Annotated in this window: 17 protein-coding genes; 6 read left to right on the forward strand and 11 right to left on the reverse strand. The window is 35.1% G+C overall.

What is annotated here, in order from left to right:
* Nucleotides 1-278: 278 nt before the first annotated feature.
* The 3 genes from ACJJVJ_RS09780 to ACJJVJ_RS09790 all read right to left on the reverse strand — a co-directional run bounded on the left by ACJJVJ_RS09780 (nucleotide 279) and on the right by ACJJVJ_RS09790 (nucleotide 4,867).
* On the reverse strand, nucleotides 279-2,993 hold the full coding sequence (locus ACJJVJ_RS09780) for a carboxypeptidase regulatory-like domain-containing protein (RefSeq protein ID WP_405370058.1): 2,715 nt from the start codon (nucleotides 2,991-2,993) through the stop codon (nucleotides 279-281).
* Nucleotides 2,994-3,068: 75 nt separating this feature from the next.
* The gene (locus ACJJVJ_RS09785) at nucleotides 3,069-3,920 is read right to left on the reverse strand and encodes a GLPGLI family protein (RefSeq protein WP_405370059.1); all 852 of its coding nucleotides are present in this window, start codon (nucleotides 3,918-3,920) and stop codon (nucleotides 3,069-3,071) included.
* Nucleotides 3,921-4,018: 98 nt separating this feature from the next.
* The gene (locus ACJJVJ_RS09790; RefSeq protein WP_405370060.1) at nucleotides 4,019-4,867 is read right to left on the reverse strand and encodes a GLPGLI family protein; all 849 of its coding nucleotides are present in this window, start codon (nucleotides 4,865-4,867) and stop codon (nucleotides 4,019-4,021) included.
* A gap of 120 nt (nucleotides 4,868-4,987) precedes the next feature.
* On the opposite strand from ACJJVJ_RS09790, the gene ACJJVJ_RS09795 reads away from it, so the two are divergent.
* The 4 genes from ACJJVJ_RS09795 to ACJJVJ_RS09810 all read left to right on the forward strand — a co-directional run bounded on the left by ACJJVJ_RS09795 (nucleotide 4,988) and on the right by ACJJVJ_RS09810 (nucleotide 8,679).
* The gene (locus tag ACJJVJ_RS09795) at nucleotides 4,988-6,508 is read left to right on the forward strand and encodes a sensor histidine kinase (protein WP_405370061.1); all 1,521 of its coding nucleotides are present in this window, start codon (nucleotides 4,988-4,990) and stop codon (nucleotides 6,506-6,508) included.
* Nucleotides 6,501-7,190: a response regulator transcription factor gene (locus ACJJVJ_RS09800; protein WP_405370062.1), complete on the forward strand. Its 690-nt coding sequence runs from the start codon at nucleotides 6,501-6,503 to the stop codon at nucleotides 7,188-7,190. The genes ACJJVJ_RS09795 and ACJJVJ_RS09800 overlap by 8 nt, the downstream gene beginning before the upstream one ends.
* Before the next feature lie 83 nt (nucleotides 7,191-7,273).
* Entirely contained in the window at nucleotides 7,274-8,059 is a 786-nt protein-coding gene (locus tag ACJJVJ_RS09805) for a hypothetical protein (protein WP_405370063.1), read from the forward strand.
* A 2-nt stretch (nucleotides 8,060-8,061) separates the two neighbouring features.
* Complete coding sequence (locus ACJJVJ_RS09810) at nucleotides 8,062-8,679, forward strand: deoxynucleoside kinase (protein WP_104514283.1); 618 nt, start codon at nucleotides 8,062-8,064, stop codon at nucleotides 8,677-8,679.
* 122 nt (nucleotides 8,680-8,801) lie between these two features.
* Here ACJJVJ_RS09810 and trpS read toward each other — a convergent pair whose 3' ends face one another.
* Complete coding sequence (gene trpS / locus ACJJVJ_RS09815; RefSeq protein WP_405370064.1) at nucleotides 8,802-9,770, reverse strand: tryptophan--tRNA ligase; 969 nt, start codon at nucleotides 9,768-9,770, stop codon at nucleotides 8,802-8,804.
* 164 nt (nucleotides 9,771-9,934) lie between these two features.
* On the opposite strand from trpS, the gene ACJJVJ_RS09820 reads away from it, so the two are divergent.
* The gene (locus ACJJVJ_RS09820) at nucleotides 9,935-10,663 is read left to right on the forward strand and encodes a lysophospholipid acyltransferase family protein (protein ID WP_405370065.1); all 729 of its coding nucleotides are present in this window, start codon (nucleotides 9,935-9,937) and stop codon (nucleotides 10,661-10,663) included.
* Nucleotides 10,664-10,799: 136 nt separating this feature from the next.
* Here ACJJVJ_RS09820 and ACJJVJ_RS09825 read toward each other — a convergent pair whose 3' ends face one another.
* From ACJJVJ_RS09825 to ACJJVJ_RS09855, 7 genes are all read right to left on the reverse strand, one after another.
* The gene (locus tag ACJJVJ_RS09825; RefSeq protein WP_405370066.1) at nucleotides 10,800-12,422 is read right to left on the reverse strand and encodes an outer membrane beta-barrel protein; all 1,623 of its coding nucleotides are present in this window, start codon (nucleotides 12,420-12,422) and stop codon (nucleotides 10,800-10,802) included.
* Nucleotide 12,423: 1 nt separating this feature from the next.
* Nucleotides 12,424-12,903: an RNA polymerase sigma factor gene (locus ACJJVJ_RS09830; protein ID WP_394340824.1), complete on the reverse strand. Its 480-nt coding sequence runs from the start codon at nucleotides 12,901-12,903 to the stop codon at nucleotides 12,424-12,426.
* Nucleotides 12,904-12,986: 83 nt separating this feature from the next.
* Nucleotides 12,987-13,403 carry a hypothetical protein gene (locus ACJJVJ_RS09835; protein ID WP_405370067.1) on the reverse strand — a complete coding sequence of 139 codons (417 nt, stop codon included), beginning with the start codon at nucleotides 13,401-13,403 and terminating at the stop codon, nucleotides 12,987-12,989.
* A 118-nt stretch (nucleotides 13,404-13,521) separates the two neighbouring features.
* The gene (gene recA, locus ACJJVJ_RS09840) at nucleotides 13,522-14,535 is read right to left on the reverse strand and encodes a recombinase RecA (protein WP_104514277.1); all 1,014 of its coding nucleotides are present in this window, start codon (nucleotides 14,533-14,535) and stop codon (nucleotides 13,522-13,524) included.
* A gap of 191 nt (nucleotides 14,536-14,726) precedes the next feature.
* Nucleotides 14,727-14,903, reverse strand: coding sequence for a hypothetical protein (locus ACJJVJ_RS09845; RefSeq protein WP_405370068.1), 177 nt, complete (start codon nucleotides 14,901-14,903; stop codon nucleotides 14,727-14,729).
* A gap of 11 nt (nucleotides 14,904-14,914) precedes the next feature.
* The gene (locus ACJJVJ_RS09850) at nucleotides 14,915-20,275 is read right to left on the reverse strand and encodes a choice-of-anchor J domain-containing protein (protein WP_405370069.1); all 5,361 of its coding nucleotides are present in this window, start codon (nucleotides 20,273-20,275) and stop codon (nucleotides 14,915-14,917) included.
* 436 nt (nucleotides 20,276-20,711) lie between these two features.
* The gene (locus tag ACJJVJ_RS09855; protein WP_405370070.1) at nucleotides 20,712-23,060 is read right to left on the reverse strand and encodes a T9SS type A sorting domain-containing protein; all 2,349 of its coding nucleotides are present in this window, start codon (nucleotides 23,058-23,060) and stop codon (nucleotides 20,712-20,714) included.
* A 185-nt stretch (nucleotides 23,061-23,245) separates the two neighbouring features.
* Here ACJJVJ_RS09855 and ACJJVJ_RS09860 point away from each other — a divergent pair, with 185 nt between their 5' ends.
* Nucleotides 23,246-24,277, forward strand: coding sequence for a rhodanese-related sulfurtransferase (locus ACJJVJ_RS09860; RefSeq protein WP_405370071.1), 1,032 nt, complete (start codon nucleotides 23,246-23,248; stop codon nucleotides 24,275-24,277).
* Nucleotides 24,278-24,320 lie beyond the last annotated feature (43 nt).

The raw sequence follows: 24,320 nt of genomic DNA on the forward strand, positions 1-24,320 counted from the left end.
ATAATTAACTACTACTTAAGAGCAGTTTAACTGATCTATATGCAATAACTTAACCTTACCATCACTCTTTAGTTAAAGTAGCCTTTAAATAAAGTGATTTCAAAAAAAATCAGAAAACAACAGCAACTGTATTAGATCACATACATCACACTATATAATTAAGTTTGGGGATGGAATAATTCCGCTTTCGCGAAAGCGAGACCACAAAACATCTATAACACAAAAAAGCAGCTCTTATATAACAAAGAGCTGCTTTATAAATTTAAATAATTCGTGATCTATAAATCGTATTTTAACTGTAGGTATACATATCTAGGTTGCACAGTATAGAAACTAGTACTAGTAGCTATCTGTCCAAAAGTGTTTCTGTTCAAGGCCTCTGTGTTTAACAAGTTACTTGCCGCTAGTTTATATTCCCATTTAGAATCTGGCTTATTGTAATATAAAGCTGCTTCTAGAAAATCATAGTTGTTATCTACGTTTGCAGATGTATCAAAAAGATTCAAGTCATAATCTACATCAAAGAACCACGCTTTATTGATTTGCCAGTCTGCATTTAAAGTTATCGTTTGTGTCGTTGCATCATTTACCTGCCCACCGTTATCAGAGTTATTGAAAGCGATGTTATACCTTACATCAAAGTTTACTCCATCTTTATAATTACTTCTAAAACTTGCACCATAACTATGTGTTATGTTTTCTGACTCTGTAGCGTTACCGTTAAAGACGTTGTTAAATGTACTCCAACTTAAATTTGCATTTACGCTAGCTCTTATCTTACCAAATTCTCTAGAAAAACGTCCAAAACCAGTTGCACTTTCATTTGCAAAAGGTGAATTAATTAATGCACTTTCTTGATTAATTCCATCGATAACAATACTGTTTTGAATAGCGTCTGTCTGACGTGAATATGTTACTCCTGCATTAATGTTAGTGTAATTAAACATGTTGAAGTTAAAATAGTTTAAACTAAAACGGTCATTAGTCGCTCCTGTCAATTGATTATTACCGCTAAATAATGCGTTATAATTATTAAAAATAGTTCCTAAAGCGTAGTTCTCTACGTCTGTAAAACTTACCGTCCTGCGGTAATCAAAATTGATGTTCTCACTAGATCTTAATGCAAAACGCACATTAAAATCTGGAAGGATTTCTTCAAAATCAAGCTCGTTAGTATTACCTAACTGTGTATCTTCTATTTTATAAGAATGTGCTGTAACACCTGGTGTGATGGTAAATTTACCAGTGATAAATTTATAATGAATGGCACCGTATAAATCTCTGAACTTATAGTTCACGTCGTTACCAAATTGTGCATCAGTAAGATCATTGCGACTACCGTCATCTAGTATCTGAAAGATGCTAGTATTATAGTCTTGATTTACTATCGAGGTACCTACTGTAAAGTTAACATTACTCTTCTTATTTAATACTCTCCAAAAATCTGCCTTAGCATCTAGCTTAGTGCTTTCTACTAGTTTCTCCTGGTTAATGTCATAAGGATTTGCTGCATCCAGACCTAATGTTCCTGTAAATGGCTCGATATCGTTATCAGCATTATCTACCTCAGGATCTAATATGGCATTATAAAAAGGATCTTCTTCTGCATCAACATACCTACCTTCAAATGCAAAAATGTTTTTCTCACTTTGAGTGTAATATAAGTTAACAGATTGATCTATAGTAATCGGCTTTTGAGATTCATTTTGATCTATATCTCTAACTACACCTTCTTGTGCAGATGTGAAGTCATTGAACTGACTCACATCACTTAAATTAATTTGTCCATCATATTCCAGAGAGAAATCTGCATTAGGTTTATAGTCTGCACCTAATTTAAAAAGACCTATTTGATTGCGCTGGAAAGAACGGTCTTCTGTATTTTCTTGAACACCACTTTCTGTAAAAGTTCTACTAGCGATAGTTTCTTGCTCTGTATCTACACTAGATAAGATAGCAAATGCTTCTATATTCAGTTTTTTATTTACCGCCCATGATCCATTAAAGGCACCAAATTTACTTTCTATCTCTTTGGCTCTATTAGCTTGTAAATTTAATAAGCCACCTGCTCCAGCACCTATATCGATAGAAGAACCTGTACTACGAGTATTACCTCTATTAAAACCTACAAAACGTCTATACTCTTGAAAGGTGAATGATTGTAATCCTAAATTATTAAAATCTGTAAGTATGTTAAGTGATACATCTTCACTGTAATAAAAAGCTTTGGGCTTTGCCTGATATCTTAACTCATCACCACCTTCACCTAAAGCGCCAGTAATCTCTCCAAACCAGAAATTCTTCTTTCCTTCTTTTAATCTAATATTGATAGCAATACGGTCTTCATCATTACCTAGCCCTTTTAATTGACTTACGTTATTGTAATTTTTAAGAACCTCTACTTTACCTACTGCGTCTGCAGGAATGTTTTTTGTAGCAAGTCTAGAATCTCCTGCAAAGAACTCTTTACCATCTACCATTACTTTTTCTACTGTCTTACCTTCTACTTGTATATCACCATCTTCATTAACCTCTACACCAGGTAATTTTTCAAGTACGTCACCTAGTTTACGTTCTGTACCATTTGTAAAACTATCGCTGTTATAAACTATGGTATCACCTTTTATAGAAACCGGCATATCATAAACTATGTTTACAGCGTCTAATGTATTTTCATCTTCATACATGACATAATTTCTTACTAGATCACCTTGAACATTTCTCACAGTGTCTTCAATCGTTTTTAATCCTAAAAAAGATACTTTAAGTACATATGTACTATCTTTTTTAAGACCTTGCAACTGGTATCTACCAGCGTCATTTGTAATACCGAAACCACCTAGGTTTTTGTCTTTCTGATAGGCAATCACATTTGCCATTTGTAATGGCGTACCTGTACTATCCACAACTACACCTGATATTTTAATGGATTGTGCGCCTGCTAGAGAAAGCAGGAAGCAAGCCATAAGAGTTAAGAGTAATGTCTTTTTCATGTTAAGTTTTTTGATTAAAAAAAGCGAGAATAATGGTTAGGTTACTCTCGCAAAAAGTTTTGATTTAAGTGTTATTTATCCTCTCCCACGACCGCCGCCACCGCCACGACCACCACGACCGAAACGCTCTGACATTTCTTTCATCTTTGCATTAAAAAGAACGTTGTACTCTTCTTCATTAGTTTCCTTACCTTTTGTAGCAGGTTTAATCTCTTCCTTATCTTCTGGGTTCACTACTATTTTACTACATAGTAAGGTAGTTTTACCTGAGTTAACTTCTAATATTAAACCAGGTAAGCCAGCATACTCTGCAGGACCATGTTGTACAGGAATTTGAGGTGTAAACCAGGCTACAACCTCTATTTGATCAACTTTCTCAGCTACTTTTTCCTCTTTTTTATCGTCACTAGAATTGTTGCGTCCACGTCTTCTAAAAGCAGAAAAATCTAATTCATTGTTGTTTTTAACAGCAGTTGCTTTAATGGCCTGATACTGACCTATCATTCTAGTCTCTCCAGTAATTTTCCACTCTAGATTAGGGATACTATCTTTTATCAAGAAAGTTTTACCCATCATATCGCGTTGCTCTATCCATTCACCATCTTTAAGATTCTTGTACTTTTCACCAGCCATAGCTGTCCCTAAAAAGTTTCCAGGGCCACGACCGCCACCTTGTCCAGGTGCAGAAAGTTCTTTCTCTTCTTTATAAGTAGATTCATTACGATTAAATTTAAGTACAAAAGTCTTTTCATTAAAAGCCTTCATTCTTTCCTCAAAACGCTTTTTTTGTTGTGGAGATGCATCTTCTGGTAAGAAACTAGTGTCGGTTTTAGTTTTAGACATGTACGTCGCCTCACCATAAAAATCTTGTGCGCTCAGCACACCAGTAAAGATTATAGCAATGATTAATAGTACCTTTTTTTTCATGATCGTATAATTTGATTATCAGCTGTTAAACAGTTAGCCAAATCTTAGACGTCCAAAAAAAACAATAGTTTCATGTTAAGATAAGTTTAACACAGTGCCTAGTGCGTCTCGATAAAAACACCACCACTGCCGCTTTTAAAACGTTCTCTCATTTCTTTTGCCTTTTTATCTCTTAGTTTGTTGAATTTTTCAGTAGATATCTCTTTTCCTTTTCTAGGCTTTTTAATTTCAAAATCTTCTGGATTCATTTCTATTTTATTACATAAAATAGTTATCTCTCCTTCATTGAGTTCTAGTATTAAACCAGGTAATCCTTGATAAATTCCAGGACCATTACTTATAGGAATATCCATAGTAAACCATGCGGTTACTACGTGTTCTTTGTCATCTACCATGTTTAATAAACTTGTAGATTCTTCTTCACTCTCCTCTTTCTCTTCTTTAGGAAAAGTATAGGTTGCTTTCATCGCAGTATACTTACCTATCATTTTAGTCTCTCCAGTCACTTTCCAATCTAGTTTTTCAATTTTATCAGTTACGAGAAATTCCTTTCCTTGAATGTTATCTTCTCTTAGAAAGGTTTGCGCAGTAAGATCCTTGTAAGTAGTACCATAAGTATCTCCATTACCACTCATTTCAATGGTCATACTCATACCATTTACTGGTTTCTTAGGTGCAGCAAGTTTCTTTACTTTTTCATAAAGCGACTCTGTACGGTTAAACTTGAGAGTAAATTCTGCCTCACCAGCTTTTTTCATAGCCTCTTCTATCATCTCTCGCATAGCAGGCTCTAGTTTTGCCATTTGAGTGCTATCTTCAGATTGTTTCATAGTCATTTTACTTTGGTAATGAGCTATACCAGTAAAGTCTTGCTGTGCTTGTACTGTGTACGCTTTCGCGAAAGCGAGAACGACAAAGAATAACATACTTAGATTAAATCGTTTCATGTAGTTGGTTTTTAATTAGTTATTCAAATATCAACTATTTTTATAGTTGTCAGGGTTAAGTTGCGTTAATATATGTTAACCCACTTCTATGTATAGTAGGAATAGCGCACCTTTGAAATTATGAATGATAGAAAATATCACTTTCTTCTAGTTTTAATAAGTGTGGTAGTAATTGCTACACTAGCTATACAGATCTATCTTAATTACATTAACCTAAAAGACTCTGAAGACCAGCTGGTTGTTGAACTTCAAAATAGTCTCGATGAAAGCGTAGATACTTACTATGCCTTACTTGCAAAGGATAATAACATAGGTATAATGGTTAAAAAAACTACTAATAAACATCCTTATATTAAGGATATGTTTGAACGTTTTGATACCGATACTCTTAGTCGAAGTCTGGGTTACAACGGTTTTAAATTTGACGATATTCCTCTGGATGATATTTCAGAAATATTCCTGTATAATGGAGCAAACATGTCTACTCTTAATGAAATAGAACCTGTTAAAGATCTATGGAATCTACCTAATTATGAGATAAACGCACAACCAGATAATAACTTTGCACTAGAAATACAGACCTTTTTTGCCGATACTCAAAACTTACAAAAAGCAGTAGCAGAGCTCAATTCAAAAATGATTTTAAGTATCAAGGAAGAGAGCATGAACTTAGAACGACTAGATAGTTTAGTAAATTCTAATTTAGACAGAAGAAAGATTAATGTCAACTTTGATCTTATGTTGATTAAGAAACAACAAGTTGATTCTTTATTTCCACTACAGAAAAATAATGCTCTGCGTGCGTCTTCTGAATTATTACCCAGAAATCAGGCGCTAACTCTTACCTATTCTAGTCTATCTAAGACCATCTTTAAATTAAATATAACCGGTATTCTATTAAGCGCGCTTCTTATCGCAGCAGTTGTTCTCTGTCTCTTTTATCTATTACAGATAATTAAAAAACAAAAAGCTCTAGGCGAGATGAAAAACGATTTAATCTCTAACATTACACACGAGTTTAAAACACCCATCGCTACTGCTAGCGCAGCACTAGAAGGTGTACAAAGCTTTACAAATAGTGGAGATCTCGATAAAACCGATCGGTATTTAAGTATGGGTCGCGACCAGTTAGTAAAATTAAATGGTATGGTAGAGCGCATATTAGAAACTGCCACGCTAGACAGCAAAGATCTCATGCTACAAAAAAGTGCTTTTGAGATTAATGAATTGATAGATGTAATTATTAAAAAACATCAAAATCAAACTTCTAAAAAAATTACATTTAACGAGTTAGATAAAAACATCACCATTACTGCCGATGCTTTTCACCTAGAAAATGCCATTAATAACCTTATAGATAACGCAATAAAATACGGTGGTGACCAGATCACAGTCGATTTAAAAAACAATTCTAATTCCACTATTATTACTGTTAGCGATAATGGACAGAATTTAAGCAATAAGGACGTAAAACTTATTTTTGACAAGTTTTACCGAGTAGGAAAAGGAAACCGACACGATGTAAAAGGATTCGGTATCGGTTTATTTTATACTAAATCTATTATAGAAAAACACAACGGTACGATTACTGCTGCTGCACAACCACAAACCACTTTTAAAATCACGATGCCTCATGAATAAAAATACCACCATAGACATTATCCTAGCCGAAGATGAACCTGCATTAGGAATGATCGTAAAAGAAAGTCTAGAGACTAGAGGTTTTAGTGTACGACATAAAGAAAACGGTGCACTAGCACTAGATGCTTTTCATGAAAAACAACCAGACATACTGGTACTAGATGTAATGATGCCGCAACTAGACGGTTTTGAACTTGCTAAGAAAATACGCGTAGAGAATGAAGAAATTCCTATCATTTTTCTAACCGCAAAATCTCAAACAGAAGACGTTCTAGAAGGTTTTCATGTAGGTGGTAATGACTACCTTAAAAAACCCTTTTCTATGGAAGAACTTATAGTGCGCATAGAAAACCTATTGAGTAGACAGACGGTTCAAAAAACCGCTGCTATTTATGAACTAGGCGACTATTCTTTTAATTTTCCAAAACAACAACTTACTTATAAAGAAGAGGTTACTAAATTGACTCATAGAGAATCACATTTATTATATCACCTAGTTTTAAAGAAAAATAAAGTACTGGACCGTACTTTTATTCTTAAAAAACTATGGGGTAATGATGACTTTTTCTCTGGCCGTAGTATGGATGTATTTATTACTAAGTTGAGAAAAAAACTAGCGCAAGACGACCAGTTAGAAATAGTTAACGTGCGTGGTTATGGATATAAATTAATGGCGCCGTAAAATAGTCGTTAGTTAATATTACTAGTTATTAAAGTAAATAGAATCATATTATAAAAGTCCTTAGTTAGTTGTACTTTGCTTTTATGAAATGGATATTCTTTTTACTTTTTATAAGCTCGCTTTCTTGGGCTCAAAAAACAGATCAAGGTTTTAATCTTACGGCAGACTCTTTCTATGGTCTTGATGATTTTGGCGCTTTTTATTATGGTAAAAACGATGCCTTTTTCAAGAAAAATGATAAAGAGGTCACACAATTCTATGACCTACAATTAGGCGATTTAACTGAGGTAGATCTTATCAACCCATTAAGCATTTTATTATTCTATAAAGACACTCAAACCATAGTTTTACTAGATAATAGGCTTAATGAAAAGCAGCGTATTCTTTTAAATCAACTAACACCTAGCAGATTTATAGAACACGCTAGACTAGCCGGCGAGCGCCGTTTATGGTTACACGATCTGGACCAAAACCGTCTAGAGTTATACGATTACATTAATAACAAGACTCTAATAAGCACTGCTGTTTTAAAAGAAACTACATCTCAATTATACAGTGATTATAATTTTTGTCATGTGCTGAGTGATCATTCTATAGAAACATTTAATTCCTACGGTAGTAAAACCTCTTCCTTAGCTATAGCAAATGCCACACTTATAGATTATGATTTTGAAAGTCTAGTTATACTTAAACAAGGTATAATTAAGGTTTATAAGTTAGATAAAACGTTCCGCTTTCGCGAAAGCGAGATCGCAACCATCACCATCTTAGAAAAGGACATTAAAACCCTTTATCTAAAGGGCGGAAAACTTTATCTTTGGCATGATAAACGTGTGGACGTTTATGAGATCAATCCTGTTAAGAAATAAAGATGCATATAGCCGTTGCCGGAAATATAGGTGCTGGTAAAACTACCCTAACTAACTTACTTGCAAAACATTATAAATGGACACCTCAATTTGAGGATGTTTTAGAAAACCCATATCTAGAAGATTTTTATCAAGATATGGAGCGCTGGTCCTTTAATTTACAGGTCTATTTCTTAAACAGCCGTTTCCGTCAGGTGCTGGATATACGCGAGAGTGGAAATAAAATCATCCAAGATCGTACTATTTATGAAGATGCAAGCATATTTGCACCTAACCTACATGCGATGGGATTGTTATCTCAACGTGATTTTGATAATTACAGTTCCTTATTTGACCTTATGGAAAAGGTAGTTGCTGCCCCTGATTTATTGATCTATTTGCGCAGTTCTATACCTAATCTAGTGAGCCAAATTCATAAACGTGGTCGCGATTATGAAAACACGATCTCTATAGATTACCTAAGCCGCTTAAATGAGCGCTACGAAGCATGGATTCATGGTTATGATAAGGGTAACTTATTAATAATCGATGTAGATGATATCGATTTTGTAAACAATCCTGAAGATCTAGGTGGTATTATTAATAAAATTGATGCCGAGTTAACTGGGCTTTTTGCTTAAAGATTAAAGATATCTGATTAACGATTGGAGATTTTTGATTTGTTCACTCTTGTGAAAAGAATATATTAACAAAGCCTGTTCTAAATATTAGAACAGGCTTTGTTATAAAAAGTATTCAAGTATTAATACCCTACTTTACTACGTACACGTTTTAATACATCATTTGCAATATGACGTGCTTTAAAAGCACCTTCTTCTAGTGCCTCATCTATTTCATGTCTATTATCCATAAGATAGTTATAACGTTCTCTGGCATCTTTGAATCGGTCACAAAGTGCTTCAAAAAGTGCTTGTTTTGCATGTCCATAACCATAGTTACCAGCCTCATAGTTATTGCGCAATTCCTGTATCTTTTGCTCTGGTGCAATTAACTTATATAATGCAAAAACATTACAAGTTTCTGGATCTTTAGGTTCTTCTAAAGGTGTACTATCTGTCTCTATGGACATACACTGTTTACGCAATTTTTTATCGGTCTGGAATATATCGATATAATTACCTCTAGACTTACTCATCTTACCACCATCAGTACCTGGGATAAGCATGCCCTCTTTAATCATTCTACCTTCTGGTTCAATAAAGGTCTCACCCATTTTATTATTGAATCTACCAGCAACATCTCTTGTAATCTCAATATGTTGCAATTGATCTTTACCTACAGGAATAATCTCTGCATCGTACAATAAAATATCTGCAGCCATTAACATAGGATAGGTAAAAAGACCAGCGTTTACGTCTTCTAGACGGTCTGCTTTATCTTTAAAACTATGCGCTAGAGTTAGCCTTTGAAATGGGTAGAAACAAGCAAGGTACCAGTTTAATTCTGTTACTTGCGGTATATCACTTTGTCTATAAAAAACGGTTTTATTGATATCTAAACCACATGCCAGCCATGCTGCTGCTGTAGAATAGGTGTTTTCTCTTAATAAATCTCCGTCCTTAATCTGTGTCAAGGAATGCATGTCTGCAATAAAAAGAAAAGAATCGTTTTCTTCATTTGTAGACATTTCAATCGCTGGTAAAATTGCTCCTAGAAGGTTTCCTAAGTGCGGTGTTCCAGTAGATTGAACGCCAGTAAGTATTCTTGCCATTGTTTTTAATTGAGGATCAAAGATAAATAGTAAAAAGCGATCAACACAATGGAAAGGACGTTAAAGCTTTATAAAATATCAAGAGGTCAATTATTTTAAGTAGATCCTTAGAAATAGATGTCCATAAAGTCATAAATTCTTCTATTTTTGATACCTTGAAATGGATGCGCTACATATTGATGCCTTTGTACCGAGTATGGTTTTATATTTTAATGGGTGTACCTATTATTATTATGTTTCCCTTACTGGTACTGCTTACTATTTCAGAAAAAACGTATCATTTATTCTTTAAGGTAGCTCGATTTTGGTCGGCAATAATTATCTATGGAATGGGTTTCTGGCCAGTTATTAAGCGTGCCCAACCCATGAAAAAGAATCAAAGTTATATGCTGGTTGCCAACCACACGAGTATGACTGACATTATGATGATGTTGTTGATCTCTAAAAACCCTTTTGTCTTTGTAGGTAAAAAAGAGCTTTCTAAGATTCCTGTTTTTGGTTTTTTCTATAAGCGTACTTGTATTCTAGTGGATAGAAAAAATCCTAGAAGTAGAAAAGAGGTTTTTGATCGTGCTAGACAGCGCATGCAAGATGGTGTTGGGATTTGTATCTTTCCTGAAGGCGGCGTTTCTGACGATTTAAATGTGGTTTTAGATCCTTTTAAGGATGGTGCATTTAGACTAGCCATAGAGCATCAAATACCTTTATTACCAGTTACTTTATACGATAATAAAAAACGATTTCCTTTCCACTTTTGGGGAGGTAGTCCTGGGATTATGAGAGCAGAAACTCATGCCCCTATTGAGACGGTAGGTATGAAGGTGATGGAGGATAAGGCACGCTTTCGCGAAAGCGTAAGAAACATCATTCTTCACTCTCTAGAAAAGGCTTAAAATAGAAAAACCGCTCCATGGCACGGAAACGGTTTTTCATCATCATTGCAAAAATTGAGTTTCAATAACCAACCTCAATATTCTTCTTTTTCTTTTTCACTGAAATCTTAACTAGCTCACAATGACTGCTAGTGATTTAAAATTTTAATGCCACACCACTTTGTACCCCAATGGTATAGGATTTAAAGTCTGCAACGTTATTTCTTAAGGTACTTAATTGATATTTAAATGTAGGTTCTATAAACACACCTAATTTAGATGTAAAGTCATAGCTTAATCCTAATCCAAAGTTTGCGCTCTGGTTGAATTCATTAAAATTACCATCCTCACCTAACTCTAATCGCTGATTATCATTTTGAACAGTCACCATATTATCTGTTAGAAATAAAGCGCTCATACCACCTAATACGTTTACCTTAAATTTGTTGTTTATCAAACTGTATCTAAGTTCTAGCGGTACTTCTATGTAACCTAATCGTTGAGAAAGCTCTCCTTTAAAGCCTTGTAACTGACTATCTACTAACTCTTGCACTGCAAAACCAGTATCTAAAGCATCATTAGAAAGTGGGCTAGCATTAGTCACCACTGCACTCGTTATAGCACTAGAAGAATAAGCCTGTGGAAGAAACTGACCGCGACTAGCTATGTCTACATTTACCTGATAATTAATATCTTGTGTGCTATAAGTCATGTTTACTTGATTAAGACCAGTTCTTACACTCCATCGAGGAGAAATCTCATAGCTTAATCCTATACCATAACTCAGGTTGAGCCCTGCATCGCGATTATTATCGATTACTTCACTGTTTATAGCACTACCACTTAAACTATTGGAATAAACAGGCCCTACTTGTGTACTTGCTGCCCATTTTCCTTTAAACACAGCTACATTTAAACTGTCTTCTTTTTCTTCTTCTGCTGCTATTTCTTCTAGAGTAGGTAGTTTTTTCTTAATGGAATCTACTGCTGCGACAGCACTGTCTAAGGCATCTTTATTTAGAATGTCGTCTACTTTATTCTTAGGACTATCAGTAATACCTGCTTTATTACCAGCCGTATTCAAGGCCGTAGAATTATTTTCTGTGATCGAATTTACCTTGTTAGAATTGTCATTTACTACATGAGAATTATCACTTTGAGTTGCTAAAACAGATTGATTATTATTTTGAGCAATAGGAGTTTTATTATATCTATCATTAGCTCCAGTTCTGGACGGACTGGAATATGTATTTATTACCGTATTTTTATTTAAATCACTCTTAGTAGAAGAATTACCAGCAGTTAATAAATTACTCGCTTTTTTAGGAGCGTTTATTTGAGTCTTTATTCTCATATCACTAACAGGGTTTTCATTTAAATTATTTAAACCGTTTTGCTCAGAATCAAGATCCTTAGTTACTAATTGTACATCCTTAATTGATTCTTTACTATAAGTTGGTGCTTCTAGACTACTATCAACATCTTTAGTTTCAGTTTTTATTTGAGAATCATTGCTCTTTCTTACATTTTCTTGAGTGTTAACAATAGGTAAACTGTCATTAATTGAACTATCGTTATCTACACCGGTGTAAATGAATGTAAATAATATAGCTAGTCCAGCAGCAACACCACCTAGAATCCACCATAATGAAATAGTTTTTTGCTTTTTATTATGACCTATTTCTTGGCCAATATTATCCCAGACCATAGAAGGTGGTTTCACCTCAAAGTCTTTAAAACCTTCTTGAAAAAGTCTATCTATATTTTTCTTATCACTCATATTAACTGGCGTTAGAATTATGCGATTCTCGCCATGATTTAACCATTATTTGCAGGTTTTGCCTTGCTCGAGCAAGGTTAGATTTTGACGTACCTAAGGTAATCTTCATCATCTCTGCTATTTCTTTATGACTGTATCCATCCATTACATACATAGTAAAGACCAGTCTATATCGTTCTGGTAACTGCTGTACCATAAAAAGTAACTCTTTAAGTGGTACGTCATCAGACTCTTCTACCTCAACGGCTTCTACATCTTCTATTTGATCTTCATTAACTAAGTCAAATACTTTTGTACCTCTATACCTTTGCAAGGCTGTATTTACCGTTATTCTTTTACACCAGCCTTCAAAAGAACCTTTAAATTTAAACTGATCTATTTTTTTAAATATGGTTATAAAAGAATCTTGCAAAATGTCTTGTGCCTCTTGCTCATTAGGAGCATATCTTAAGCAGGATCCATAAAGCTTAGGTGAGAACATTTCATAGAGTTCTCTTTGGGCTTTAGGATCATTTTTTTGACATAATGAAACTATCTTTTTATAGACCACACTTTAAAATTCAATCATTCTTCTACAGGTATTGTATATTCTAAATAAGTAGGTTGGTTATTTACATCAAATCCGGTAAAGAATTTAAATACATAAGTCCCATTACTTGCTGCTAAAAATCTTAAATTTTGTTCTGTTCTAACTACCTCATCAAGACAATTACCGTTACTAACTGATGCTACCACGGTAATGACTCTTTCATTTAAGTTAGAATCTACTTCAAAGCCTGCAAAGTTCTGACAGCTATTAGTAAAATCAAAAGTGACAGGAATTACATGCACATCACCGAAGGTAAACGCTTGTGGCAGGTCTACACTTTCTACAGCTAGCGCTTCATAATTGATGATAGCATTGCTATTACCATCATCTATGCTACAACTATTAAGGGTGATTATTGCTAGTGCAAGAATCATAATAAATTTTAATCTCATCTTCATTTTCAGTATTATACATTATAGATGCTCACTTATATAAAAGGTTGCGTCTAGTTATAAAAAAAACCGCTTCTTTTTAAAGAGAGCGGTTTTAAAGTTTATAATAGGTAAAAGACTAGTTACTTATAGCCTTTATAGAATCCATAATTTTAACTTCTAACTCTTCTACTAGATCTGGATTATCCTTAAGAATAGTCTTAACAGAGTCGCGACCTTGTCCTAGTTTAGTATCTTCATAAGAGAACCATGAACCAGCCTTATTGATGATTTCATAATTAACACCTAAGTCGATAATTTCTCCTAGTTTAGAAACACCTTCACCATACATGATATCAAATTCGGCCATTCTAAATGGTGGTGCTACTTTATTCTTTACCACTTTTACACGAGTCTTGTTACCTAACACGGCACCACTACTATCTTTAATTTGTGTAGATCTTCTTATATCTAGTCTTACAGAAGCGTAAAATTTCAAGGCATTACCACCAGTTGTAGTCTCTGGATTACCGAACATTACACCTATTTTCTCACGTAATTGATTAATAAATATAACCGTACAGTTAGTTTTAGAAATAGAACCTGTAAGTTTTCTTAGTGCTTGTGACATTAAACGAGCATGAAGACCCATTTTACTATCTCCCATCTCACCTTCTATCTCACTTTTAGGAGTAAGTGCTGCTACAGAGTCTACTACTATTATGTCTATTGCTCCCGAGCGTATTAGGTTATCTGCAATTTCTAGAGCTTGTTCTCCATTATCTGGTTGTGAAATAATTAAATTATCTAGATCAACACCTAGCTTCTCTGCATAGAAACGGTCAAAAGCGTGCTCAGCATCAATAAACGCTGCGATACCACCTGCTTTTTGACATTCTGCTATTGCGTGTAAGGTTAAAGTTGTTTTACCAGAAGATTCTGGTCCATAAATTTCAATAACTCTACCTCGTGGATAACCACCTACACCCAAAGCTGCGTTTAAGGCAAGTGAACCAGTAGAAATAGATTCTACCTCAACAACTTGCTTATCACCCATTTTCATTACCGTTCCCTTACCGTAAGCCTTATCCAGCTTATCAAGGGTTAATTTAAGGGCTTTTAATTTTGCTTCTTTCTCTTTATCGTCTGCCATTGTAATTATTTTAGGTAAAAATACGGCCTAGATAAAGTAGAAACAATAGGATAGAGATTAGGTTATTAACGATGTTTATAAAAGTTCCGCTTTCGCGAAAGCGAAACTAATATCCAACCATAAAACATAAAAAAAGGGAAATCTTGAATTAAGATTTCCCTTTTTTTTATTATCAATTGAATAACTTAAGATTATTTTTTTGCTCTTAATTTTGCTACCCCAATACCTATTGCAGCGCAAACCGCTAATAGCAAACCAGGAATCGGTGCAGTATCTTCTACATCATCTACAAAACCAGGAGCTTGCGCATGAGCTATTGTTCCTACTAATATAAAAACTGCTAAAACTAAATACTTGTTATTTTTCATTTCCCTATTTTTTAATTTAAAATTATCTTTCTCGTTACCGTTTCCATCCCGTTTGAGATGTTCAATATATAAAGTCCACTTTCTAAACTAGAAAGGCGATCTAATCTAATGGTATTATTAGAATTACTATTGAAGTCCCTAGAAATCACTTGCTGACCTAATGTATTAAATAAAGTCACTTGCACCTTTTCTTCTGTAAGAGAGCCTAAAGATATATAAATTAAGTCACCATTTACAGGATTAGGGTACACATTTATCGAATTAGTAAACAAATGATCATCATTCCCTAACGTTGATCGTTGAAATACTATTTCAAATCTAGCTGCATTTATACTTTGAGCGTCATTTAGATCTACTGTAAAATCTACAGCAGTAGATCTTCCTTGCACTATTTCTGTTATCACACCGGTAAAAGTATCTTTTAAATAAACTGTTACACCTGGCAAGATATCTAAGGTTGCATTAAAAGTATATGCGGTAGTTAAATAGTTGGTCACATTTAACCCTACTACTTCATTTGCATCAGGTAATGTTCTTCTTTCTACCGATAATAATTCTCCTGTTGCTTTGGCGATAGCCATATTCACATTAAGTCCATTTAATTTAACAGCATCATTTAAATCTAAATTTAGATTATGGGCAGTGTCGAAATCTATATATAACCCATCACTTGCTGTCTCGTTGTTATTAAAACGGCTCGTTTGGTAAATTTTTAATCTCAACGCCTGTTGAAGCGGTGTAGCTCTAAATACATTAACATTATTATTACCTCCTACTTTATCTGATTCTGCTAAAGTAATAGAAGCGCCCGTACCAGAATCTGCAAAGAACACTGCCTGTCCTGGTTCTAGCACATTAGTCGCATTACCTATCGTACCTACACCACCAGAAATACTAATAGTAGAATATGTACCACGTGGTCCTACATTAGGATCCCAATAATACATGTCTGCAGCAACACCTGCTGTAGTAGCTACTGACATAGACAACTTAGACTGATAAGGATTTGATAGAGCAAAGAATTCACCCATTGAAGTACCAGGAGTTACTGTCATAGGTCCTGTCATTAAAGTCCCAGTTGCCCTTAATGTAGTTTCTGTAGAAGATGGATTACTTGCGCTTAGATCATTCATTCTATCACCTCTTACAAATACACGATAGAAATCACCTGCATTAAGAATTTCTGTTTTAGTGTTTGCAACACCAGACCAGGATTGTAAACTATTATCCCACTTAAACAAACTTTGATTTCCTGTAGCAGTCTCATCATGCCCATTTATGTTTACAGTACCTACTGTACCAGCAGTACCTGTAACCTGTACTCCAAATCCAGCTGAATTATTACCTGCTTCTTGCCAGCTATCAAAAACACTTGCTCCTGACACTGTAGAACCCAAGAATCTAAATGCTCTGTTTCCTGCTGGTATGTATCGCTCTACGTTTACATTACCTGTTATAGAACCTGCATCTACAGCATCTACTCTTGCTGTTCCCATGGCATTAGAAACTAGAGTAAGATCTCCACTGGCATCTACAGATAAGGATCCTCCTGAAATAACATCTAACTGTTCTAATATAGACTGCTGGCCAGCAACAACTATTGCTCCTGTAGAACCTACGGTAAGATTATTCATAGTTCCTGTTCCTGTAATGACTTCAGCGGCACCTATAAATACAACTTCATTAGAACCAGAGATTGTCCCATTATTAACTAAATCTCCTGAGACGGTTATGTTTCCATTATCTACTTCTAAAGACGCACCTGTCTCTATAGTTAGGTCATTAACACTAATAGCTCCTGTTAATGAGGGCATACTACCAGATTGGATAATCATGTTATCATTTGAAGTAATATTACCTTCTGGAGTATTGTTCCAAGATGTTCCATTCCAAATGTAGTCTTGCGAACCAGCATTAACTTCAAAATTATCAATAAATAAATCCCAATCTGATGCAATTGAAGAACTAGCTTTTGCAACAAAACCAACTTTAACCAGTCCTGAATAAGCAGATAAATCTATTGAAATGGCATCACCTGCTACACTAGGAGTTGTACCTTGTGTCCATGTTTGTAATACGTTTGAAGTACTCCATGTAGCGCCATTATCAGTTGATATAACAACATTTACAATATCATCTACCCCAAAAGAAGCAGCAAAAGTAGAACTTGCATAATCTGTTGCAGAAATATCAAATTTTAATTGATTACTGTTTCCAATGCCTAAATCAATCGGAGGACTAATCAACCATTGACCAGTGGTCGTAGTGTACATATTATACCTTGCAGCTCCAGTAGTTCCGTTATTTGCAAAACCATCAGAGGCCCAACTTGAAGAACCAATATTAAGTGAAGCATCTAGTTCACCAGTTGCTTCCTCCCAACAATCAGGGACGTATGAATCAAAGTTCTCAACATAACCTGGAACCTTTGATTCACAAGAAGTTTCAAAACTATAAGGTCCAACCCATTCACTATAATCACCTGCTCCACAATTTGCCCTTACATAATAATCATAAGTTGTATTTGCTATTAATCCAGTTAAGTTATAAGGATTAGTAGCCGGAGTAACTATTGTTCCTGCTCCTTGAGTAAATCCATCAGTGCCATGTTCTATTTCCCAAGATGCTTCACCACTACCACCACTAGTCCAAGAAAGGTCTACTGATGTTGCCGTAATATTTGCAGCAGATAATGCTGTAGGAGGCACACAAGATGGTAGTGCATTAAAACTAAAATCATCTAAATAATAAGAATCTAATGTACTTGTCTGACCATGTCTTACTGCAAAATAAGAATCAGTGCTAGTGGGAATATTTATTTCTATGTTTTCAAAAGATGAAGATGTTAAAGTAGCCGTAACTAAAACTGTAAAGGTTGAAGCATCATTGGGATCTGTAATTGTACCTAATTCTAGTTCTTGCCCACTACTAGTTCCTTTAGCACTGAACTGTACTTGTACACCGTCAGTAGTTAACTCAGCTATTTTAGGTGAAATAAGCATATAGTCTCCAGAAGAATCAAATCCATTGTAAAAACGATAAGACTTATCTCCAGATTGAACATTTGTCGCAGAATTATCATAAATATAAACATAACCAGATCCTGAATCTATAAAACTCCAACAATCAGGAGCATTTGTATTAGAAGAACTTCCAGTAGTTGAACTATCAAAATTTTCAGTAAAGGGAATATTAAAAGCTACACAAGGAGTTGTGAAACTATAAGGACCAACCCATTCACTAAAATCTCCACCACCACAATTTGCTCTTACATAATAGTCGTATGCTGTATTTGATGTTAATACATTTAAATTATAAGGATTAGTAGCTGGAGTAATAACATTACCAGCTCCTTGAGTAAAGCCATCAACACCGTATTCAATTTCCCATGATGCTTCACCACTACCACCGCTAGTCCAAGAAAGATCTGCAGATGTGGCCGTAATATTTGCAGCAGATAATGCTGTAGGAATTAAACAAGATGCTGGAGTAGAAAAGCTAAAAGGTCCTGCCCATGCACTTTCATTACCAACTCCACAGTGTGCTCTAACATAAAAGTCGTAATCTGCACTTTCGGTTAATCCACTTGCATTATAAGGATTATTTGATGTGTTATCTATTATTGTACTTGCTACTCCACCTTGAGTAAAGCCTGCAACACCATATTCAACATCCCACATCGTTTCCGCACTTCCACTAACAGTCCATCCTAGGTAGGCAGATGTTGCCGTAATGTTTGAAGCTGTTAAAACTGTAGGTTCTTGACAAGAAGGTATTGTTCTTACTTGAAAATTATCAATATGAAAATCCTTATCACCAGATGCCGTAGCTCCTTCATCAGAATAAATTGCAAACTGAACATTAGATCCTGTGATCGCAGATAAGTCAGCATTAAAAGTTTCACCAGCAGCCGCCGGTGTATTTCCATTTGCCGCATTCCATTGTACAATAGTAGTCCAAGTAACTCCATCTAATGTATAAAGCAGTCTCACATCATCATCAGCATCAAAAACACCTTGTGTAGTTGCATTATAGTTAGTAAAAGCTACGTCGAGATTAATTTCGTATCCACCAGCGCTTAAATCAAACTGTGGTGATAATAACCACTCTATATCGTCAGTTTGATAGATATTTATATTTACTCCACCATTTCCTGATGACGACAAATGTGCAAATTCTTCTTCAGCCCATTTACTAGAGCCTAAAGAACTCGGACCATTTACAGGATCGCCATCAACAGCTTCTACCCAACAACTTGGAATGTATGAAGAAAAATCTTCTAAAAAATCTGGGATTTCAGCAGCACAAAGAGTTGTAAAACTAAATGGGCCTACCCATTCACTAAAGTCGCCAGCTCCACAATTTGCTCTTACATAATAATCATAATCAGTATTAGACATTAATCCTGTTGTACTTACTGGGTTAGTTGCCGGAGTAATAGTAGTTCCTGCACCTTGGGTAAAGCCATCTATGCCATATTCTATTTCCCAAGATGATTCTCCACTACCACCGCTCGCCCAAGAGAGTTCAGCAGATGAAGACGTAATGTTTGCAGCATCAAGTGCTGTTGGTATTAAACAAGATGCTGGCGTTGAAAAACTAAAAGGACCAGCCCATGCACTTACATCACCACCACCACAATTTGCTCTTACATAATAATCATAATCAGTAGATTCAGTAAGTGTATTTAATGTATAAGGATTAGAATTTGCTGCAACAGTTGTTCCTGTTCCTTGTGTAAAACCGTCTGCTCCATATTCAACATCCCACAAAGTTTCACTTCCAGCAGCAGTCCAGCCTAAATTAGCAGATATGGCTGTAATACTTGCAGCATTTAAAATAGATGGTTCTACACAAGTTGGGTTACCATCATTCACAAAATTATCTGCAAATAACTGGAATTCATCTGTTCCTGTAGCTCTTAGAGCCACGTAAACTGTTTGACCTATGTAAGGAGATAAATTAAATTCTAATTGTGTCCAAGAATTTGACGCAATTTGAGATGACTGCAAAACAACCGTAAAATCTGTATCAGTGACACCAGTCGTAGATAACAATACCTCATAGGATTCTAAAAAAGTCGATGAACGTGATTTTACATAAAAGCTCATTCTGTCATTAACATTAGAAACAACATTTATACTAGGGGTAATTAAATAATCATCATGGGAAGAAGAATTGTATTCAATTGAAGCAACCGCAGTTCCTTCTTGAGCACCTCCATTCGGTCCTGACTCTTGTATCCACCCATTTGCACCTCCATTATTAATAACTGTCCAAGTAGCTGGAATTGCCGACTCAAAACCTTCCGTAAATTGAGCTGTACTAATCAGAGTTGATAGAAGTAATACTAATAGTAATTTTATTTTCATGTTGGTTTGGTTTAATCTATTAATCAGCTGTTTAAAGTAGAAAAATGTTTTTGATTCACTTCAATAAAACTTAAATTTTTGTTAAAACACTTAAATCAACGTTTATCAACACAATAATTACCTTTGGTTAAAGAAAATTTACTCATTTTTTACCCTTGTTTACTTTTATAGAACTAATCTTATTTAACTCGATCTAACAACATAAAACACCTAATAAATCTGCTCATCTGTTTAAATTAAGTTGCTACCTTCTTATTAGCTTGTAAAAATAGAAGTGACTTTCTTATCAGATCAAAACAACTTATTTCATAGATGATTTTATGATATAATTCCGCTTTCGCGAAAGCGGAACAACAACAAATAGAACGGCATAAAAAAAGGGAATCTCATTACAAGATTCCCTTTTCTAAATAAATTAAATGTGTAAACTACATTCTTACTCTTTTATAAATTTCAAAGTAGATTGAGAATTACCATTAACTACTTTCACAAAGTACATACCTGTAGAAAGACTAGAAATATTATCAATATTAATTGTATTACTTACTTGGTCAAATGATCGAGTCATTACTTGCTGTCCTATAGAGTTATAAATAGCAACCTCTAAAGAAGGTGCACTAGAGCCATTCATATTTAGAGTAACTACATCGCCATTTACTGGATTAGGATAAAGAGATAAATTATTTTCAAAAACATCTTCATTACCAGCTGTACCATCTATAATGAATCTACCTACATGAAAATCATAATCTTCTAAATCATCTGCTACCCCATCGCTAGCAAGAAATGCAAATTGAACTGTACCGCTGTAAGAACTTAAATCAACAGTTGCTCTAGTTCCATCTACTGCAGGCTGGTTTGCAACCGTCCATGTTAGTAAAGAAGTCCATGTAGTACCACCGTCTGTAGTTATAAGTAAATCTACCTGATCATCAGATCCCATAGTATCTGGAACGCTTGTACTATTCCAATTAGTTACTGCCACCTCTACAGTAAGTACATCATTACTCGTACCTGTCATGTCATATTGTTCAGAAATAAGCCACTCTCTATCCACATTTTGCCAAAGGTTGATCGCATTACTAGGTACAGAAGTACCTGAAAAATCAAGATAAGATCTACTATCTCTCCAGTCTGAAGTACCGAATCCTGAAGGACCATCTACTATCTCACCATTACCAGCCACATCCCAACAATTATTAGGAACATTTGAGGTGAAGTCTATTATAACAGGAAATGAAGTAACCGGATCACATAAAGTAGTAAAATTTAATGCATTTAAAGTCCATGGACTCTCATCACCTGCTGCACAAACCTCTCTAACGTAAAGGAAATATTCTGTATCTGCAGTAAGTCCCATCACTGTATAGGTAACGTTAGGCATGTTACCAGCCACATCTGACCATGCTCCTGTAACTACAGGTGCTGCAGTAGCTGTGTCCATTAAAGCATATTCATAATTACCTGCGCTTGCAGCATTACCACTATCAAAATTAATTACAGCATCAGAAGAAGTAAAACTTGCTAAAGCAAGATTTGCAGTGTCTGGGCAAGAAGGTACTTCTCTAACTTGAAATTTACTTACATGAAAATATACATCCTCAATATCATCTACTGTACCTTCATCACCCAAAAATGCAAATTGCACATTACCAGTAATTGAAGATAAATCATAAGTAATTTCTTCACCTATGTCTGTAGGTACGGTTCCTTGTACCCAGGCTTGCATTTCGGTCCATGTTGTACCGTTATCAATAGTCATTAATAAACTCACTCTATCATCAGATCCTAAGTCTGCACCAGAACCGCTAGTACTGCCTTCTGTTAAAGCTACGTACACATTTAATTCACTAGGTGCAGCAGTAGATAAATCAAAAATAGGCGATATAATCCAGTCACTTCTAGTCGCTTGATACAAGTTAATTCTATTACTAGATGTGCCATTATGATTTGAAGAAGTCCATGTACCAGCACCAAGATCAGAAGGTCCAGTAGTCACATCTCCACTATCTGCCTCTTCCCAGCAATTAGGTACATTTACAGACATATCTGCATTATAATCTGGTTGTATAAAATCACAAGTTGTTGTGAATGAAAACGGTCCAGAAAATACGCTAGAACCACCACCACAATCAGCACGTACATAATACTCATAAGAAGTTTCTGCTGTAAGATTCGTAGCAATAAATGGATTAGACACTGCTATGTCAGTTGGGTTTCCTGTTGGAGTAAATCCATCAACACCTAGTTCTATATCCCAAGAAGTTTCTCCACTACCTCCAGATAACCAAGATAATTGAGCACTATCCGGTAAAAAATTACTTACATTCAAATCAGTAGGCGGTAAACAAGCTGGTGGGTTAGGAACAACAATCATAAAAGAAGCCTCTAATTCATCAGCTGGAGTTTCCCAAGATGAATCAATGTCCACATTAGTACCATCATCTGGCGATACACCACCGTTATTACCTATAGAAGTACTATAAGCAGTAACATCTATGGTCGTACCATCCCAAGAGTCAGCATATCTATCATAACAGTTCACCCAGTAAGTACCAGGAGCTATAGCAATATTTTGATTAATAAGTCCTTGTCCATTTCCATAAGTCCCATCACCTTGACCCCATATTTGAGTTCCTGCACCGTCTGCCATGTCGGTTATACTAACCCATTTTTCTGATCCAAAACTACCACCAGAAGTAGTTATATTAATAGTAGACTGTCCTTGAGCAATAAGTCCAAAGGTGAATACTACCATAGTTGTTAAGAGTAATTTTAATTTCATATAATTTTGTTTTAGATTCTAGAGTAATTTCTAGGGTTAAAAAGTAGTGATAATTTGAAACTAATATTAAAAACCATCAATAAGTAGTTGAAATAACTCTTTTAATGGATCAAATACAGCTTTTAGTCTTTTATTAATTCTCAGTATCTTTGCAAAAAATTTTCAACACATAAACTGTTTATAGCATGCAACTGTACAACAAACTAAGTGCTGAAGAAAGACGTGTATTAATACGCGAGGCTGGAAAAGAACGCCTTACCATATCTTTCTATCAGTATCACCAGATCGGTAACCCACAACTTTTTAGAGATCATCTATTTCTTCACTGGCATCCCATGGATGTTCTAGGGAGAATTTATGTCGCTCATGAAGGTATTAATGCACAACTATCTGTTCCTGGAGATCGTTTTGAAGAATTTAAAACCTTTTTAGACGGTATTGATTTCTTAGAAAACGTACGTTTAAATATCGCAAGAGAGCACGATAACGAGAGCTTCTTAAAACTCAAAGTAAAAGTTCGTAAAAAAATAGTCGCAGATGGACTTGAGGACCAGAGCTTTGACGTTACTAATAAAGGTATACACGTAGACGCGACTGCTTTTAATGAACTTATCGACGACCCTAATACAGTTCTAGTGGATATGCGCAACCATTACGAGTCAGAAATAGGCCATTTTAAAAATGCCTGGACTCCAGATGTGGACACCTTTAGAGACAGTTTAGATTATATAGAAGATAAACTTAAAGACCATAAAGAAGACAAGAAGCTAGTCATGTATTGTACTGGTGGTATACGTTGTGAAAAAGCTAGCGCTTATTATAAACACAAAGGCTTTAAGGACGTTTACCAACTAGAAGGTGGTATTATAGAATACCACAGACAGGTAACTGAACAAAATCTAGAGAATAAATTCAGAGGTAAAAACTTTGTCTTTGACCACAGACTTGCCGAAAAGATAGGTGACGAGATTATCTCTAACTGTCATCAATGTGGTGCTCCTTGTGACACACATACTAATTGTGAAAATAACGCCTGCCATTTACTATTTATTCAGTGCGATTCTTGCAAAGAGAAGTATGAAAACTGTTGTAGTGAAGAATGTAATGATATTATTAAGCTGCCTTATGAAGAGCAAAAAGCTTTGAGAGCAGGACATTACAACAGCAATAACATTTTCAAAAAAGGCCGCTCAGAAAAGCTGGCTTATAAGAAATAGCTTAAGAAATTTAAATTAAGATTTTACTAGTTCCGCTTTCGCG

The organism is Nonlabens sp. Asnod2-A12 (genome assembly GCF_045063745.1).
Classification (GTDB): Bacteria; Bacteroidota; Bacteroidia; order Flavobacteriales; family Flavobacteriaceae; genus Nonlabens; species Nonlabens xylanidelens.